Source organism: Alexandriicola marinus (assembly GCF_004000435.1).
GTDB lineage: Bacteria > Pseudomonadota > Alphaproteobacteria > Rhodobacterales > Rhodobacteraceae > Alexandriicola > Alexandriicola marinus.
This window is the reverse complement of sequence record NZ_RBVZ01000004.1, coordinates 107,724-125,064: the sequence shown is the minus strand read 5'-3', so window position 1 is coordinate 125,064 and position 17,341 is coordinate 107,724. Positions and strand designations below refer to the sequence as shown.

General features: G+C 64.9%; 14 protein-coding genes. 9 read left to right on the top strand and 5 right to left on the bottom strand.

Annotated elements, in window-relative coordinates; genetic code table 11:
• The first annotated feature begins 28 nt into the window (after window positions 1-28).
• Genes EP376_RS14685 through EP376_RS14670 form a run of 4 tightly spaced genes read left to right on the top strand, consistent with a single transcriptional unit; the run spans window position 29 to window position 4,144 of the window.
• Entirely contained in the window at window positions 29-910 is an 882-nt protein-coding gene (locus EP376_RS14685) for a BtpA family protein (protein WP_238928771.1), read from the top strand.
• Complete coding sequence (locus EP376_RS14680; RefSeq protein WP_127656366.1) at window positions 910-2,112, top strand: M42 family metallopeptidase; 1,203 nt, start codon at window positions 910-912, stop codon at window positions 2,110-2,112. The genes EP376_RS14685 and EP376_RS14680 overlap by 1 nt, the downstream gene beginning before the upstream one ends.
• Entirely contained in the window at window positions 2,109-3,596 is a 1,488-nt protein-coding gene (locus EP376_RS14675) for an FGGY-family carbohydrate kinase (RefSeq protein WP_127656365.1), read from the top strand. The genes EP376_RS14680 and EP376_RS14675 overlap by 4 nt, the downstream gene beginning before the upstream one ends.
• Window positions 3,593-4,144: a phosphoheptose isomerase family protein gene (locus tag EP376_RS14670; protein WP_127656364.1), complete on the top strand. Its 552-nt coding sequence runs from the start codon at window positions 3,593-3,595 to the stop codon at window positions 4,142-4,144. The genes EP376_RS14675 and EP376_RS14670 overlap by 4 nt, the downstream gene beginning before the upstream one ends.
• A 33-nt stretch (window positions 4,145-4,177) precedes the next feature.
• Here EP376_RS14670 and EP376_RS14665 read toward each other — a convergent pair whose 3' ends face one another.
• From EP376_RS14665 to EP376_RS14655, 3 genes are all read right to left on the bottom strand, one after another.
• On the bottom strand, window positions 4,178-5,095 hold the full coding sequence (locus tag EP376_RS14665) for a carbohydrate ABC transporter permease (protein WP_127656363.1): 918 nt from the start codon (window positions 5,093-5,095) through the stop codon (window positions 4,178-4,180).
• 9 nt (window positions 5,096-5,104) lie between these two features.
• Window positions 5,105-6,214 carry a carbohydrate ABC transporter permease gene (locus tag EP376_RS14660; protein WP_127656362.1) on the bottom strand — a complete coding sequence of 370 codons (1,110 nt, stop codon included), beginning with the start codon at window positions 6,212-6,214 and terminating at the stop codon, window positions 5,105-5,107.
• 92 nt (window positions 6,215-6,306) lie between these two features.
• Entirely contained in the window at window positions 6,307-7,935 is a 1,629-nt protein-coding gene (locus tag EP376_RS14655; protein WP_127656361.1) for an extracellular solute-binding protein, read from the bottom strand.
• A 262-nt stretch (window positions 7,936-8,197) separates the two neighbouring features.
• Between EP376_RS14655 and EP376_RS14650 the strand changes: the two genes are divergently transcribed.
• From EP376_RS14650 to EP376_RS14640, 3 genes are all read left to right on the top strand, one after another.
• Window positions 8,198-9,256, top strand: coding sequence for an ABC transporter ATP-binding protein (locus EP376_RS14650; RefSeq protein ID WP_127656360.1), 1,059 nt, complete (start codon window positions 8,198-8,200; stop codon window positions 9,254-9,256).
• 37 nt (window positions 9,257-9,293) lie between these two features.
• Complete coding sequence (locus EP376_RS14645) at window positions 9,294-9,746, top strand: RbsD/FucU family protein (protein ID WP_127656359.1); 453 nt, start codon at window positions 9,294-9,296, stop codon at window positions 9,744-9,746.
• A gap of 65 nt (window positions 9,747-9,811) precedes the next feature.
• Window positions 9,812-10,735 (top strand): ribokinase, encoded by a 924-nt coding sequence (locus EP376_RS14640; RefSeq protein WP_127656358.1) that lies wholly within the window; start codon window positions 9,812-9,814, stop codon window positions 10,733-10,735.
• Between the two features lie 3 nt (window positions 10,736-10,738).
• On the opposite strand, the gene EP376_RS14635 is transcribed toward EP376_RS14640, so the two are convergent.
• On the bottom strand, window positions 10,739-12,133 hold the full coding sequence (locus EP376_RS14635) for a pyridoxal phosphate-dependent decarboxylase family protein (protein ID WP_127656357.1): 1,395 nt from the start codon (window positions 12,131-12,133) through the stop codon (window positions 10,739-10,741).
• Window positions 12,134-12,390: 257 nt separating this feature from the next.
• Between EP376_RS14635 and EP376_RS14630 the strand changes: the two genes are divergently transcribed.
• Complete coding sequence (locus EP376_RS14630; RefSeq protein ID WP_164744943.1) at window positions 12,391-13,665, top strand: sulfite exporter TauE/SafE family protein; 1,275 nt, start codon at window positions 12,391-12,393, stop codon at window positions 13,663-13,665.
• Window positions 13,662-14,489, top strand: a complete 828-nt coding sequence (locus tag EP376_RS14625) for a serine/threonine-protein kinase (RefSeq protein ID WP_127656355.1) — start codon at window positions 13,662-13,664, stop codon at window positions 14,487-14,489. Before EP376_RS14630 ends, EP376_RS14625 begins: the two co-directional genes overlap by 4 nt.
• Here EP376_RS14625 and gcvP read toward each other — a convergent pair.
• Complete coding sequence (gene gcvP, locus EP376_RS14620) at window positions 14,468-17,308, bottom strand: aminomethyl-transferring glycine dehydrogenase (RefSeq protein WP_127656354.1); 2,841 nt, start codon at window positions 17,306-17,308, stop codon at window positions 14,468-14,470. The two genes, EP376_RS14625 and gcvP, sit on opposite strands and share 22 nt — an antisense overlap.
• Window positions 17,309-17,341 lie beyond the last annotated feature (33 nt).

The window sequence follows — 17,341 nt, the reverse complement described above, 5'->3', positions numbered from 1 at the left end:
CCTCCCTCCATTTGACTGACATGCTAGCATGAAACGCTTGGGGGCCAACGGCTTTGGCAGTAGGCTGACACAGAATTCGAAGGACAAGGCAGAACACATGGAACGGTTCAACGAGATTTTCGGCACGGCAAAGCCCGTGATCGGCATGGTCCATATCGGGGCGCTGCCGGGCAGCCCCCTTTTTGACCCGGAGGCGGGGATCGAGGGGCTTCTCGACGGGGCGCGCCGCGATCTCGCCGCCCTTCAGGCGGCGGGGTTCGACGCGGTGATGTTCGGCAACGAAAACGACCGGCCCTATGAGTTTCAGGTCGATACCGCCTCGACCGCGACCATGGCCTCGATCATCGGCACCCTGCGCTCCGAGATCACGGTGCCGTTCGGGGTCAACGTGCTGTGGGATCCGATGTCGACCATCGCGCTTGCGGCCGCCACGGGCGCCTCTTTCGTGCGCGAAATCTTTACCGGCACCTATGCCTCGGACATGGGGCCATGGACGCCCGATGCCGGCGCCGCGATGCGTTATCGCAACCGGCTGGGCGCGAAGGACGTGGCGATGCTCTATAACGTATCCGCCGAATTCGCCCATTCGCTCGATCAGCGGCCGCTGGCCGACCGGGCGCGCTCGGCCGTCTTTTCCTCGATCCCCGACGCGGTGCTCGTCTCGGGCCAGATCACCGGGGAGGCCGCCCGGATGGAGGATCTCGAGGCCGTCAAACGCGCGGTCACGAGCGTGCCCGTGATGGCGAATACCGGCGTCAAGCACGAGACCGTGGCGGATGTTCTGGCGATCGCGGACGGTTGCGTCGTGGGTTCGGCGCTCAAGGTCGATGGCCATACCTGGAACGCGATCGACCCGGACCGGGCCGTCGAATTCATGAGCCTCGTTCGCACGGCACGGGGTGGCAAGTGATGCTGGATCGTCTGGAGGAGGACCTATCGCAACTGATGTGCATCCCGGGCCTTGCGGGCCACGAGGATCGGGTTCGCCGGCACATCGCGGCGCAGCTTGCCCGCGACGGCATCACCGGCGAGACCGACCGGCTGGGCAATTTCACCGTGACGTTCCCGGGCGATCCCGCGGCCCCATCCGTCATGGTCTTTGCCCATATGGATCAGCTGGGCTTCATCGTCCGCCGGATCGAACCCGACGGCCTCTTGCGGGTCGAGCGGATGGGGGGCGTGGCGGAACGCGCGATGGCGGCGCAGGCGGTGCTGGTCTGCGTGGGCGAAGGGCGCGATGTGCCCGGGGTGATCCTCAACAAGGCCCATCACGCCACGACACCCGAAGAGAAATACCGCGTCGTCAAGGCGCCCGAGATCGTGATCGACACGGGCCACGGCTCCAGAGCGGCGGTCGAGGCTGCGGGCATCCGGATCGGCGCGCCCGTGATCTATCTGCCGCAGGTCCTGCCCCTTGCCGATACCCGACTGGCCGGGACGGCCATAGACGATCGCGCGGGCTGTGCGGTTCTGATGGCGCTGGCCCGCGCGCTGCGCAACCGGGAGGGCGGGCCGACGGTGCATATCGTCTTTTCGGTGCTCGAGGAATTCAACCTGCGCGGCGCTCAGGTGGCGGCGCAACGGCTGAAACCCGATGTGGCCATCCAGATCGACCTGATGCTGGCGACCGACACGCCCGACATGGCCGACCGGGGCGAGATGGTTCTGGGCGGCGGGCCCGGGATGAGCCTCTATTCGTTCCACGGGCGTGGCACGCTCAACGGCGTGATACCGCACCCTGCCGCCGTGCGTCTGATCGAAGAGGCGGCAGCGGGTGAAGGGCTGCCCCTGCAACGTTCGGCGCAAGTGGGCGTCCTGACGGACCTGTCCTATGTGCAGCTTGTGGGCGAGGGGGTCATCTCCATCGACGTGGGCTTTCCGATGCGCGCCTCGCATTCGGCGCTCGAGGTCTGCGATCTTCGTGATCTGGAAAGCCTGGCCCGGCTTCTGCAGGCCGCCGTGCAGCGGCTCGATGCCCAATTCGACCTTGGCCGTGATCCGGCCGATGCCCCGGCGGCCCCCGTCGCGGCCGAGCCACCGGCACCGGAGATGCCAGCAGAAGACCCTCTGGTCCTCCCGCCCGGCTCCTCCACGGAGGAGAATCAGCCATGACCTATACGCTCGGCGTCGATATCGGGACCTACCAGACAAAGGGTGTGCTGGTGGATGACAAGGGCCGCGTCGTGGCCGTGGCGCGGCGCGATCACGAGATGATCGTGCCCCGGCCCGGCTGGGCCGAGCACCGCGCCGAGGAGGATTGGTGGGGCGATTTCGTTCAGGTGACACGGGACCTGCTCGCAGGGTCGGGCATCGACCCGACCGAGATCGCCTGCGTCGCAACTTCGGCCATCGGACCCTGCATGTTGCCCGTGGACGGGCAGGGACGGCCCCTGATGAACGGCGTTCTTTACGGCGTTGATACCCGCGCCGAAGCCGAGATCACCGAACTGACCGACCGCATCGGCGAAGAGACGATCCTCGCCACCTGCGGCAACGCCCTGACATCGCAATCGGTGGGGCCGAAGATCCTCTGGCTCAAACGGAACCACCCCGAGCTTTTCGACCGGACCGAGGCGATCTTCACCTCCACGAGCTTTCTGACCTTTCGCCTGACCGGCGAGAAGGTGATCGATCATTACACGGCGGCCAACTTCTCCCCGCTTTACGATGTCGACCGGCAGGACTGGACCGACGCCCTTGCCTCCGACATCATCGCGCTGGACAAGCTGCCGCGCCTGATGTGGTCGTCCGAGATCGCGGGAACCGTCACGCCCGAGGCGGCCGCCGAAACAGGCCTTGCCCCCGGCACGCCCGTCACCTGCGGGACGATCGATGCGGCGGCCGAGGCGGTCAGTGTGGGCCTGACCCGTCCGGGCGACATGATGATGATGTATGGCTCGACCATCTTCATCATTCAGGCCGTGTCGGGCCGCGTCACCGATCCGCGGCTGTGGTATGCGCCGTGGCTATTCGAAGGGGAGCATGCCTCGATGGCGGGGCTGGCCACTTCGGGCACGCTGACCCATTGGTTTCGCGATCAATTCGCCCGCGAATTGCCGCGCGAGACGGCCTTTCCCGACCTCGCGCGCGAAGCCGCCGACACACCGGCAGGCGCCAACGGCATCCTGTTCCTGCCCTATTTCTCGGGCGAGCGGACCCCGATCCATGACCCGAGGGCCAAGGGCACCTTCTTTGGTCTGAACCTGACCCATACCCGCGGCGACATGTATCGCGCCCTTCTTGAAGGGATCGCCCACGGCACGGCGCATGTGATCGAAACCTATGGAGAGATCGGACAGGCGCCGACACGCGTTCTGGCCGTGGGCGGCGGGACGCAGAATGCGATCTGGCTTCAGGCCACGTCCGATATCGGCAAGGTGCCTCAGATCCTGCGCGAGAAGTCGATCGGTGCCAGCTATGGCAATGCCTTCCTTGCCGCCTGCGCGGCAGGCCTCGCCGAGCGGGGCGATATCGACAGGTGGAACCCGGTGACGCAACAGGTCGAGCCCGATCCCGGCGCCGCCCTCGAAGGCCAGCACGATCTGTTCAAACGTCTCTATCTCCAGACCAAGGATATCATGGCGGACCTTTCATGAGATCTGAGTATGCCAATGCGCTGGCCGAGATCGGCGCGGGGCTCGAGGGCCTCGATGATGCGCAGGTCGAGGCCGCCTGCGCGTTGATCGCCGGGGCAGGCGTGGTCGTGGGCTATGGCTGCGGGCGTGAAGGGGTGCAGCTGCGCGGATTTGTCATGCGATTGCACCATCTGGGGCTGTCGGTCGCGATGCAGGGGGACATGGCCTGCCCGCCGGTCGGACCCGGAGACCTGTTTCTGGCCTCGGCCGGACCGGGGGAGCTGGCAACGGTAACGGCGCTACTGGGCAAGGCGCGCGCGGCGGGCGCCCGCACGCTTCTGCTGACGGCGGAACCTGACCGCGCGCCCGCGGCACTGGTCGATCAGTTCCTCGTTCTGCCGGCACGGACCATGGCGCGGGCGCCGGGCGAGACCGAAGGCGTCCTGCCCATGGGATCGGTCTTCGAAGGGGCGATGTTCGTCCTGTTCGAGGTCATGATCCATGACCTGCGCGCGCGGCTGGGCGTCACGAGTGCCGAGATGGAAACCCGCCACACCAACCTCGAGTGAGACCACAGTGCGCGTGTCGCGGGGCAGGGGCCCCTACTTCACCGCGCCCGCGGCCATGCCCTTGATGATGAAGCGTTCGAGCACGATGCCGATCACGATCAGCGGCAGGATCGCTGCAAAGCTGAGGGCCGCCATCGACCACCAGTTGATCCCCTGACTTCCGGTCTGGCTTGCCACCATCACCGGCAGGGTGACCGCGTTGGTCGAGGTCAGAAGCGCGGCGAAGAAATATTCGTTCCACGTCAGCACAAGGCTCAGGATGAAGGCCGCGACCATCCCCGGAAGCGCGATCGGCAGGATGATCGTCACGAACGCCCCCCAGATCGACAGGCCGTCGACAAGGGCCGCCTCTTCCAGCTCGGTCGGGATCGAAGAGAACTGGTCGCGCATGATCCAGATCACGATGGGCAAGACCGTCAGCGTATAGAGCATGATCAACCCGATGCGGGTATCGAGGAGCGCCAGGGATTTGTAGAGCACGAGGAACGGCAGGGCGAGCACGACGGGCGGCAGGATCAGCTGGCTGAGAAAGAAGAAGGAGATATCCGAATTCTTCATCGGCCCGAACCGGTAGGAGAACCGCGAGAGCCCATAGGCCGCGAGGCTGCCCAGCACGACGGCCAGCGTCGAGGCCGACAGCGCGATGATGGTGGAGTTCAGGAACCGTTTCATGAACTCGGCCCGCACCGTGCTTTCCGTGCCGATCGTGTCGGGCGACAGGCCCAGCGACCGCCAGCCCAGCCAGTTCGGGGCGAAATCGAGCCACGGGATGATATTGCCCTGCATCACGTCGGGAGCGCGTTTGAACGATGTCGTGATCGTCCAGAAGATCGGAAAGAGGCAGATGATCGCCCAGAAGATCAGGATTGTGTAGATCGCTATCCGCGAGCTCCACCACTTGGCGCGGTGGCCGGCATCTGCGGGGCTGTCGTGAAAGATTTGCTCAGACATCGATGCGCCTCATGTGCGGGGCCGGGTCCAGCGTTCGGACACCTTCATCAGGATCGTCATGAAGATGACGATGATGACGAGGTAGACCATCGCCAGAAGCGTGCCGTAGCCCACGTTGGATCGGTCGCGATATTCGCGGAAGATGAAAGACGTCACGGTGTCGGTCGCGCCGCCGGGGCCGCCCGAGGTCACGTTGATGACGATATCGGCCAGCTTGAGCTTGAAGATGATGCGGATCAGGATCGCGGTGATCGAGACGGGTAGCATCAGCGGGAAGGTCACCTCCCAGAAGCCGCGCCACGGGCCCGCGCCATCGACGCGGGCGGCCTCGTTCAGCTCTTTCGGAATGGCCTGTAGGCCGGCGAGAATCATGATCATCATGAAAGGGATGAAGGTCCAGGCATCCATCGCCATGATCATGAAGCGCGCCATCTCGGGCGAAGAGAAGAAGGCCACATCCTCGACCCCGAGGGAGCGGAAGAACCGTGCGATCGGCCCGAAGCGCACCTCGAGCATGGATTTGCCGATCATCCACGACACCGCCACGGGCGACAGCATCAGCGGCAGAAGGAAAGCGACCCGAAAGAACTTGCGCGCCCGGATCTGGGCGTTCAGCAGCACCGCGAGCCCGAACGCGATCGCATATTCCGGCAAGATCGCCAGAACGTACCAGACCATGTTCTTCAGTGCGTTCCAGTAGAACGGATCGTTCCACATCTCGACAATATTGTCGGTGCCGTTGAATTGCCGGCCGTCCGGGGAGGACAGGTTCCAGTCCGACAGCGCGATTCCGACGCCGAAGATCAGCGGAAAGACGACCATCGCCCCCACGAAGAGTGCGGCGGGTAGGACGAAAAGCGTGCGTTTGCCATATTCGCCAAAGCGCAGGACCTGGCCCCAGCACAGGCCCACCGACCACAGGCAGAAGGCATAGAGGGTCGGCCGCCACGAGGTGAAGCCGAAATCGGCCCGGCCATTGGCATCGGCCCATTGCAGGGCCGCGACGATCACGAGAATCGCGAAGGACCCCCAGATGACCGTGGTGCCCAGCTTGCGCCGTCCGTCGGAAATGTCGTCGGCGGTGACGACATGGAGGAGATCGCCTTCAGAGGTGCTCATGCCCCGGTCTTGCCTGTCCTGCGGTCAAAAGTGGCCCGCCCGTTTCGGGGCGGGCCATGGTTGCGCGGGCCAGAAGGTCCGCGCGGTTCAGGTTACATGCCCAGCGACGCCTTGTAGAGCGCGATCTGGCTCTCGCGGCCGATCTGGTCGGTGATATCCTCCCAGGCGGCGGCGATGGCATCGGCGGTTTCCTGCGCCGAGCCGTACTGGCCGTTGATCCCCTTGACCAGTTCGTCCTCGGCGATCGAGTAGTACTGGAAGATGCCGGGGATACGCGGTTCGATCGCGGCGTTGGGGTGGTTGTAGCTGTCGACGTTGGACCCGAGATAATCCTCGACGAAGGCCCGGTCGTAGCCAGCCTCTTCCCACTCTTCGTACTGGAAGTGGGAGTTGCGGTAGGGCTGGAAGCCCGACGGATAGGCCGACGTCCAGAGCGACAGGTCCTTGCCGCCCAGATGCGCCGCGGCCGACCAGGCGGCCTTGCGCTTGAGGTCGTCGCCCGACACCCGCGAGGTGACGTAGATGCCCCAGCCGATGTAGGACATGACCGGCGCTTCGTTCATCTCGTCTTCCCACGACGCGGTCGCCGCGTTGAAGCGCCGCTCCGATCCGGGGTTGATGCCGAAGCCGACGACATCGCCCACGACAGAGCTGTCGGAGGTGCGTGCGTTCGAGCCCACGTCGCCCCACCACGTCAGCATCGAGCCGGTTCCGGCAAGGAACTGGCTGAAGGCGGTGGTGTTGGGGTCCGCGTTGACCTGATCGGCCGGGTAGGCATCGGCCGCGACCAGATCGAAGACGTCCTGGATCGCCTGCACCCAGCCCGGGTTGTTGACCATGGGCTTCATGGTTTCGGGCTCGAACAGCCACGCGGGGCTGTCGGGATGCTTGACATAGGACGACGCGCGGTCGGCAAGGAAGTAGAAGCCGAAGCCGCCCCACTGATACTTCAGCGGATCGAGGAAGCCATGGGCATCAAGGCCGGTCAGCGGGTCTGTCTGGCCTTTCAGGGCCAGCGAGGCCGCGTTGACCTCCTGCCAGGTGCTGGGCACCTTTGGCCCTCCGATCGCGCCCTCGCCGAAATAATCGGTCCGGTAGGCGAAGGTGTGGCAGTCGCCGTCGATGGTGATCCGGTAGGTCTTGCCGTCCCAGGTGCCGACGGGCGGCTGAAGGTATCCCACGAGGTCATCGGCCTCGATCTGCTCCTTCACCCATTCGGGCATCTCGTCCAAAAGGCCGCGTCCTGCGGTGTCACCTTCGAAGGGAGCGCCCATCTCGATGATGTCGAAGTCGACGGTGCCCGTGGCGATCGACTGCTGCAGGCGGGCGTTGTAATCGGCCTGGGCCAGGTCGATCCAGTTGATCGTGGCGCCGGTATAGGCCTCCCATGGCTTCAGGAAGCCGCGGAACAGGAAGTTGTGCAGGTTCTGGTTGTTGAGACCCATGAAGGTCAGCTCGACGCCCGCGAATTCGCCCTCGGCGACGCGTTCCTTGGTCGGCCCGAGGCACAGCTCGCCGACTTTCTGCCAATCGGCATCGGTGGGCGATCCCATGCCCACGCCGGGGATCTTGAGAATTTCGGCACGCACCGACCCATGCGCCTCGGCCATGGCCGGACGGGCCCCCATCGCGGCCAGTGCGCCCGCGCTCGCGGCGCCTTGCAGCAGCCTGCGCCGGTTCACTCTTGAACGGGCCACCATGTTGTAAAGTTCTGTTTTCACGGACAATCCTCCCTATAGACTCCGGTCAGCGGAAAGGCATTCACGGCAGGACGGGGCGATATTCCTGACCTCGGTTTCCTGCCCCGTCGCCCGCTGCATCCTCTATGCCCCAGGCTCCGCTCCGATCATGCTGACAGGTCAGAGCATCACAGCGCCGGTGACACGAGTCAAGTTTCTAACATGTTAGTATGCTAAGTTGTTGGACAGGCTCCGGCCCTTCGGCTAACCATTCCCTTCAGGGAGCAAGGAGAGGCTGGCACAGATGTCCGAGGTCAAGGTTCGCGCACTTCGCAAGAATTACGGCAATCTCGAGGTTTTGCACGGGCTGGACGTGGATATTGCCGATGGCGAATTCGTCGTGCTGGTCGGCCCGTCAGGCTGTGGCAAATCGACCTTGCTGCGTATGGTTGCGGGTCTTGAGGGCGTGACCTCGGGCACGATTCATATCGGCGACCGGCTGGTCAACAACCTGCCGCCCGCCGAGCGGGACATCGCGATGGTGTTCCAGAACTATGCGCTTTATCCGCACAAGACCGTGCGCGCCAACATGGCCTTCAGCCTCAGGATGCGGAAGATGGCCAAGGACGAAATCGCCGCGCGCGTCGACAAGGCCGCCGAGGTTCTTGGCCTGACGCCCTATCTCGACCGGTATCCCCGTGCGCTCTCGGGCGGTCAGCGCCAGCGCGTCGCGATGGGTCGGGCGATCGTGCGCGATCCGCAGGTCTTCCTGTTCGATGAGCCTCTCTCGAATCTGGACGCGAAGCTGCGCGTGCAGATGCGCACCGAGATCCGCGAATTGCATCAGCGTCTGTCGACGACCACGATCTACGTCACCCATGACCAGATCGAAGCGATGACCATGGCCGACAAGATCGTCGTCATGCAGGGCGGCCATATCGAACAGATCGGTGCCCCCCTCGACGTCTATGACCGGCCCGCCAACACCTTTGTCGCAGGCTTCATCGGCAGCCCCGCGATGAACACGCTCGATGCGGTGATCGGCCCGGACGGCAAGAGCGCGACGGTGGGCGACGTGGCCTTCGATCTGGTGCCCGGACCGGGGCTCGAGGAAGGGCGACCGATCCGGCTTGGCATCCGGCCCGAGCATCTCGTCCTGTCCGAGCGGGGCCTTTCGACAGAGGTGAGCGTCATCGAGCCGACCGGGTCCGAGACCCATATCCTGCTGCGCCACGACGGTGCCGATCTGACGATGCTTCTCAAGGATCGGCAGAATTTCTCGGTCGGTCAGACGCTGACGGTCTCATCCGCGCCCGAACACCTGCATCTTTTCGACCGCGAGAGTGGACAAAGGATCAACTAGGGCGCCGACAGGTTCATCAACGAGGGAGGAGGGCCCCATGCTCAAGGGGATCGACAACAGGCTCAACGCGGATGTGCTGCACGTGCTCCGGGCGATGGGACATGGCGATATGCTGATCGTGTCGGACACGAATTTTCCGGCCGATTCGATCGCGAAACAGACGGTCCATGGAAAGCTCTTGCGGATGGAGAACCTCACTGCCGGAGAAACGGTCGGCGCGATCCTGTCGGTGCTGCCCCTCGACACGTTCGTCGATGATTTCGCGGCCCGGATGGAGATCGTCGGGGAACCCGACACGATCCCGCCGGTGCAGGCCGAAGTTCAGGCGGCCATCGATGCCGCCGAAGGCGCGCCGCGGCCGATGATCGGCGTCGAACGGTTTGCCTTCTACGATATGGCCAAGGAGGCCTATGCCGTGATCCAGAGCGGCGAGCGCCGCTTTTATGGCTGTTTCATGTTGCGCAAAGGCGTCATCCCACCCGACGCTTGAGCGGGGCGGCCAAAATTAGCTAATTTTGGCCACCACCGCGCGTGGCTGATCTATCGGAGGACCTCATGAGAACCGACATCGTGATCCTCGGCGTCTTCGTCGCCGACACCGCCTATCGCGCCGAGCGTCAGCCCCGGATGGGCGAGACGATCATGGGCAACAGTTTCGTCCTCGGGCCCGGTGGCAAGGGGTCGAACCAGTCCGTCGCGGCCGCGCGCGCGGGCGGAAATGTCCATTTCGTCACCCGCCTCGGCATGGACGATTTCGCTATCATGGCGCGCAAGACCTGGGAGGAGGCGGGCGTGACGCCCGTCGTCACCGACGATCCCGACAGCTATACCGGGGCGGCCTATATCTTCATCGAAGAAGCCTCTGGCGACAACGCGATCATCATCTCTCCGGGTGCGGCGGCCCGGATCTCTGTGGCCGATGTCGAGGCGCAGGCCGCGCTGATCGGCGGGGCCGCGGTCTTTGTCACGCAACTCGAGCAACCGATGGACGCGGCGGAACGCGCGCTCGGGATCGCCCGGCAAGGCGGTGCGCGCACGATCCTGAACCCGGCGCCGGCGGCACAGGTGCCGCAATCCATGCTGGAACTCTGCGAATTCGTCACGCCGAACGAGACCGAGGCCGAGGGCATCGTGGGCGTCACGGTCAAGACGCTGGACGATGCCGCCGCTGCCGCCGCACGGTTCCGCGAACGCGGCGTTTCGGCCCCGATCATCACCCTGGGCGAGCGGGGCGCCTATTACGACGACGGCGAGACCGCGGAACTGGTGCCCGCCATGTCAGCGGGCCCCGTGGTCGAGACGACGGGCGCGGGCGACGCCTTCAACGGCGGGTTCTCGGTCGCCTTGGCCGAGGGCATGAAGCCGCTCGAGGCCGTGCGATTTGGCTGCGCCACGGCTGCTATCTCGGTCACCCGTCCGGGGACCGCGCCGTCGATGCCCGCCCGATCCGAGATCGAGGCGCTCCTGAAGAGCAGCTGAAGATCAGACCTCGCGCGCCAATTCTGTGATCACCTCGAAGGCCGTGTCGATATCGGCCTCGGTCGTCGTGAAGGCGCCCGCCTGAAATCGGATCACATAGGCCCCGTCGACCCGTGTCTGGGTCAGGTAGATTCGACCGTCGTTGTTGATTTTGTGCAAGAGTGCCTCGGTTTTTTCGTCGCCTTCGGCCATTCGAAACGAGAAAAGTGAAAGCATGGGCTGAGTCACGATCTCGATCCCCGGGGCATCGGCGAGCCTCCGGGCTAGGCTTTCGGACCAATGCACATGGTTGCGGATCATCTCGCGCAGGCCATCCAGACCATGTGCGCGGATCAGGAACCACAGCTTCAATGCGCGGAACCGTCGGCCAAGGGGAACAGTCCATTCCGAATAGTTGATGATGCCATCGGCGCCCGCGGTCTTGAGGTATTCCGGCTGGATCGCCAGCGTCCGGACGAGATCGGCCGGGTCGGCCAGAAAATGGGTGGAGCAGTCGAACTGCGCGCCCAGCCATTTATGCGGATTCAGGACGACCGAATCGGCCATCTCGACACCCTCCCAGACGTCGCGAAATTCGGGGCATATCATCGCCGCACCGGCCCATGCGGCATCCACGTGGGAATAGAGGCCCTCGTCGCGGGCAAGGGTCAGAACCGCGCGCAGATCATCGGTCGCGCCGACGCTGGTGCCCCCCACGCAGGCGATCACCCCGGCGGGCAAGTGCCCCGCCGCCCGGTCTGCGGCGATCGCGGCGCGGAGGGCGTCGATGTCCATCGCGCGCGCGGCGCCGGTCACCGGAATGCGGACAAGGTTCGCCTCGCCGATGCCCGCGACCCAGATCGCCCGGTCGATCGAGCTGTGAACCTGATCCGAGGCATAAATGCGCACCTGTTTCTGCCCGGCCAGCCCTTCACGGTTCCCGGCCCAGCCCAACGCCTTTTCCCGCATCGTCAGCACGGCACACAGCGTCGCGGTCGACGCGCTGTCCTGGATCGAGCCCGAGAACTGGTCGGGCAGGCCGACGGCCTGCCGCATCCAGTCGATGACACGGGTTTCCAGCTCGGTTGCCGCGGGCGACGTCTGCCAGAGCATGCATTGCGCGGCCATCGTGCTGACGTAATATTCCGCCAGAACGCTGACCGGTGCGGCGTTGGCGGGGAAATAGGCAAAGAACCGGGGATGCTGCCAATGGGTCATGCCGGGTAGGATGATCTCGTCCAGATCCCCAAGGATCGCCTCGATATCTTCGGCGGCATCCGGCGGCTGGTCCGGGATCTTCCCGGCGATCTCGCCGGGGCGTGTCTGGGCCCGGACCGGCCTGTCGCGCAGGCCTGCATGATAATCTGCGGCCCATTGGGCGGCGCGCGCGCCCTGCGTGGCAAAGTCCTTCCACTCCATCGTCTGACACCTCCGGATGTTCGGCCCCAATGGACCTTCTCGCCGGGCCCGACGCAAGGGGCGAGAGCCGATCCGGGCGGGCCCCGGAGTCAATCTTCACTTGCCGCGGCGCGGCAAGTGACACTACACTTGAGACTTGGCCGGATTGGCCGCGGCTTTCGGCCAAAGTTTTTATAACGCTTCTTATTCAGACGGACCTCTGGCCCCTCCATCCGGTCAGAGCGGACCCAAACCGGTCGATGGAACAGGACAGCCCTATGTCGGATCGGACTTCATCACTTCTCGACCCCCAGCAGATGCTTGACGAGGCGTGGAGCGCACGGCTCGATTCCCGCCAGTTCCGGACGCGATCGGCGATCGCGGTTTCGGCCAGTCTGACGGGGATTTGGCTTATCGCCATGATTTCCTTCGATTTGTGGGACAGGGTGATCGGCCTCTGGCCCGCGACGATCACGATGGTGTTCGGCAGCCTTGTTGCCGGGTCCACGCCGCAGGGCGGGGGCGTTGTGGCCTTTCCCGTCTTCACGAAGGTGTTCGGCATGCCGCCCGAGGTCGCACGCACCTTTTCGTTCTGTATCCAGTCGGTGGGCATGATGGCGGCCACGGCGTGGATCGTGATCAACCGCCGTCCGGTCGAATGGCGCACACTCGCCATCGTGACCGCCTCTGCGGTGGCGGGGCTCGCGGTGGCGGGCATCCTGTCGGCACAAAGCGATTTGCCGTTCCGGCCCGCCGCGCTTTCGGCGCCGTATGTGAAGATCACCTTCACCATCGTTCTGATCGCGATGGCCTTTGTCGTCTATGAAGGCACGCGCGTCAGCATCCGGGAGGTCCACCTCGGGCTGCCGGGGCTGAACGGCCGGATGCGGGCCACGCTGGTTCTGTGCGGATTTCTGGGCGGGGTCTCGTCCGCGCTGGTGGGCTCGGGGGCGGATGTGTTCCTCTATCTGGCGCTGGTGCTGTTCTTCGCGGTTGACCCGAAGGTGGGCGTGCCCACCAGCGTGATCTGCATGGCCCTGATCTCGGTGATCGGCATGGTGTATTTCGGTCTTGTCGACGGGCAGCTTCTGGTGGGGCTCAACGACGCGGGGCAGGTCGTCAGCGTGGGCGGCGATCCCGTGGGCCTGAACGAGGCCGGACGCCTGATCTATGGTGAAGGGGCGCCCGCGCCCGCGCGGCAATACGACGTGCTCGGCCTCTGGCTTGCCGCGATCCCGGTTGTCGTCTGGGGCGCGCCCGTGGGCACCTGGATCGCCGCGCGGCTGACCACGAGGAACCTCGTCCGCTTCGTGACCATCCTCGCCCTGTCCGAGGTGATTTCGACCGCGATCTTCCTCAAGCCGCTGAGAACCGACATGTTCCTGTTGTCCTATTTCATTATCGGCGTGGTCCTGACCGTCCTCGTCCTTCGGGTCGTCGCCAACAGGCGCGAGCAGATTTTCAATCTGCCTGAGGCCAACCTCGAGGCCAGTCTTCATGCCGACAGGCTCGATATCGGCGAGGGGTTTCGCCGCGAGGGAGGCACCCGATGAACCTGAGTGACTGGATCGATTACAAGGACCTGACCTATCTGGGCGAAAGCAACCACGGGACCTATTACCGCGCCCGCCCCCCGGCGCGGCTGGGCATCGCGGTCAAGGTCATGCTCAAGGTTTTGTATCGCGGGGCGAGCGATCAGCAATGGCACGCCGTCGCACGCGAAATCCGCCTGCTGAGCGGGATCAAGAGCAAATACGTGGCCTCCCTTCTGGATGCCGGGCACGACAACGGGCGGCTGTATTATGCGCTGACCTATCCCGCGCTGGGCACGCTGGCCGATCCTGTCAGGTCGCTGTCGCAGAGCGAGACCCTTCGCGCGCTCGAGGCCGGGGCACGGGGGCTGGATGTGCTGCACCGCGCCGCCGTGCTGCACCGCGATTTCAAGCCCGCCAAGATCTTCATCGGGGTTGATGGTTGCCGGCTGACCGATCTGGGCACCGCGGACGAGACGCAGGAACGGCAGGGCGCGCCGGTGCCGACCGGCTCCATCGGCTTCATGGCGCCCGAAGTGGCGCGCGGCTATCACGCGAGCGTGGCAAGCGATGTCTTCAGCCTTGGTGCCTCGATGCACCGGGTGCTGACGGGCAGGGACCTGTATCCCGATGTCCCGCGCGAGAACATCGTGGCTGCGCTCCGCCACCTGGCCTCTGCCCCGCCCACCATCATGGTGGAGGGTGTGCCCGAAGCGCTGCGCCCGGTGATGAAGGCCTGCCTTGCCGTCAAGCCGGCAGACAGGCCCGCAAGTGCGGCGATAGTGGCCGACGAAATCGCGGCCGCCATCACCGAAGAGCCGGTCTACTCCGCCGCTTCCTGGTAGCTTTCGACCGGCGGGCAGGTGCACACGAGGTTGCGGTCGCCAAAGACGTTGTCGACCCGGCCCACCGGTGGCCAGTACTTGTCCACCCGGAAGGCGCCGGGCGGGAAACAGCCAACTTCACGCGGGTATTTCCGGTCCCATTCGGCCACGAGATCCTCGACCGTGTGGGGCGCGTGATGCAGCGGGCTGTCGGCGGCCGCGATATCGCCGCGTTCGACCTCGCGCACCTCGTCCCGGATTGACAGCAGCGCCGCGATGAAGCGGTCGATCTCGGCCTTGGTCTCGCTCTCCGTGGGCTCGACCATCAGCGTGCCCGAGACGGGCCAGCTCATCGTCGGCGCATGGAACCCGTTGTCGATCAGCCGCTTGGCCACGTCATCGACCGTGATCCCCACCTCGGCGAAGGGGCGGGTGTCGAGGATGCATTCATGCGCCACGCGACCGCGATTGCCCATGTAAAGGATGTCATAGGCGCCGCGCAGGCGGGCCGCGATGTAATTGGCGTTCAGGATCGCGACCTTGGTGGCCTGCGTCAGGCCCGCACCGCCCATCATCAGGCAATAGGCCCATGAAATCAGCAGGATCGAGGCCGATCCCATGGGGGCCGCGGACACCGGGCCTTCGCCGCCACCGGTTTCGGAATGACCGGGAAGGTAGGGCTCTAGATGGGCTTTCACCCCGATCGGCCCCATGCCGGGCCCGCCGCCGCCATGGGGAATGGCAAAGGTCTTGTGCAGGTTGAGGTGGCTCACGTCCGAGCCGATCTCGCCCGGTTTCACCAGCCCGACCATGGCGTTGAGGTTTGCACCATCCAGATAGACCTGACCACCATGATCATGGGTGATCTGGCAAATCTCGCGCACCGTTTCCTCGAACACACCGTGGGTCGAGGGATAGGTGATCATGCAGGCCGCCAACTTGTCGCCGGCCTGTTGGGCCTTGTCACGGAAATCGTCGAGATCGACATCGCCGTTGGGCGCGGATTTCACCACGACGACCTTCATCCCGGCCATCTGCGCCGAGGCCGGGTTCGTGCCATGGGCCGAGACCGGGATCAGGCAGATATCGCGATCCGCCTCGCCGCGGGCGCGGTGATAGGCGCGGATCGTCAGAAGGCCGGCATATTCGCCCTGCGCGCCCGAATTGGGTTGCATGGACATGGCGTCATAGCCGGTGATCTCGCACAGCCTGTCCGACAGATCGGCGATGGCCTCGGCATAGCCCGCGGCCTGTTCGGCTGGGCAGAATGGATGCAGGGCGCCGAATTCAGGCCATGTGAGCGGCATCATCTCGGCCGCGGCATTGAGCTTCATCGTGCAGGACCCCAGCGGGATCATGGCCCGGTCCAGCGCCAGATCGCGATCCGACAGCCGCCGCATGTAGCGCATCATCTCGGATTCGGCGCGGTTCATGTGAAACACCGGATGCGTGAGATAGGCGCTCTGGCGCAGCATCTCGGACGGGAAGCCGAGTGTGGCGCGATGGGGCGGCGCGATATTGATGCCGAAGGCGCGCAGCACCCGCATCAGCACCTTGTCATCGGTCGTCTCGTCAAGGCTGATGCCCACGCGATCGGTGCCGATCTTACGGAAGTTCAGCCCCTCGGCCCGCGCGGCCGCCAGAATGCCCGCCTGTCCGACCCCCACCTTGACGGTGATCGTGTCGAAAAAGGCCTTCGGGCTGACCTTGGCGCCCGCGGCGCGCAGCGCCTTGGCAAGCCGGACAGTGCGGAAATGCACGCCTTCGGCGATGGATTTCAGCCCCTCTGGCCCATGGAACACTGCGTAAAACGAGGCCATGACGGCCAGCAGGGCCTGCGCGGTGCAGACATTCGACGTGGCCTTTTCGCGGCGGATATGCTGCTCGCGCGTCTGAAGCGACAGCCTGTAGGCCTTGTTGCCGCGCGCATCGACCGACACCCCCACGATCCGACCCGGCATGGAGCGTTTGAGCGCATCCGTGCAGGACATGAAGGCCGCGTGCGGGCCGCCATAGCCCATCGGCACTCCGAACCGCTGGGACGAGCCCACCGCGATATCGGCGCCCATCTGGCCCGGTTCCTTGAGCATGGTCAGCGCCAGAAGATCGGTCGCCACGACGGCAATCGCCTTGGCCGCATGAAGGCCCGCGATGATGTCGGTGAAATCCGTCACATGGCCATAGGTGCCCGGATACTGGAACACCGCGCCAAAGACGGTTTCGGGATCGAGATCCTCGGGGGCGCCGACGACCACGTCGATGCCAAGGGGGGCGGCCCGCGTCTCGACCACGCCGATCGTCTGGGGATGGCAATTGCGGTCGACGAAAAAGGCCGTGGCCTTCGATTTCGATCCGCGCCGCGCCATCGTCATGGCCTCGGCCACCGCCGTTGCCTCATCCAGAAGCGAGGCGTTGGCCACGGGCAGGCCCGTCAGGTCCGACACCATTGTCTGATAATTCAGAAGCGCCTCGAGCCGGCCCTGTGCGATTTCGGGCTGGTAGGGGGTATAGGCCGTATACCACGCCGGGTTTTCGAGGATGTTGCGCTGGATCGCGGGCGGCGTGACCGTGCCAAAGTAGCCCTGGCCGATGAGAGAGGTCATGACGGTGTTCTTCGCCGCGACCTCGCGCATCTTGTCCAGAAGGTGATGTTCGGTCATCGGCGCCCAGGTCAACGGGCGGTCCTGACGGATGCTGTCGGGCACCGTCTCGGAGATCAGCGTATCGAGATCGGGCGCGCCCACGACGGCCAGCATCTCGGCCATCTCGGCGGGCGAGGGGCCGATATGGCGGCGGTTCGCGAAATCGTAGGTGTCATAGGTCGTCGGTTCGAATGTCATCGCAATGTCTCCGGCGGGGGGACCAAAATTCTC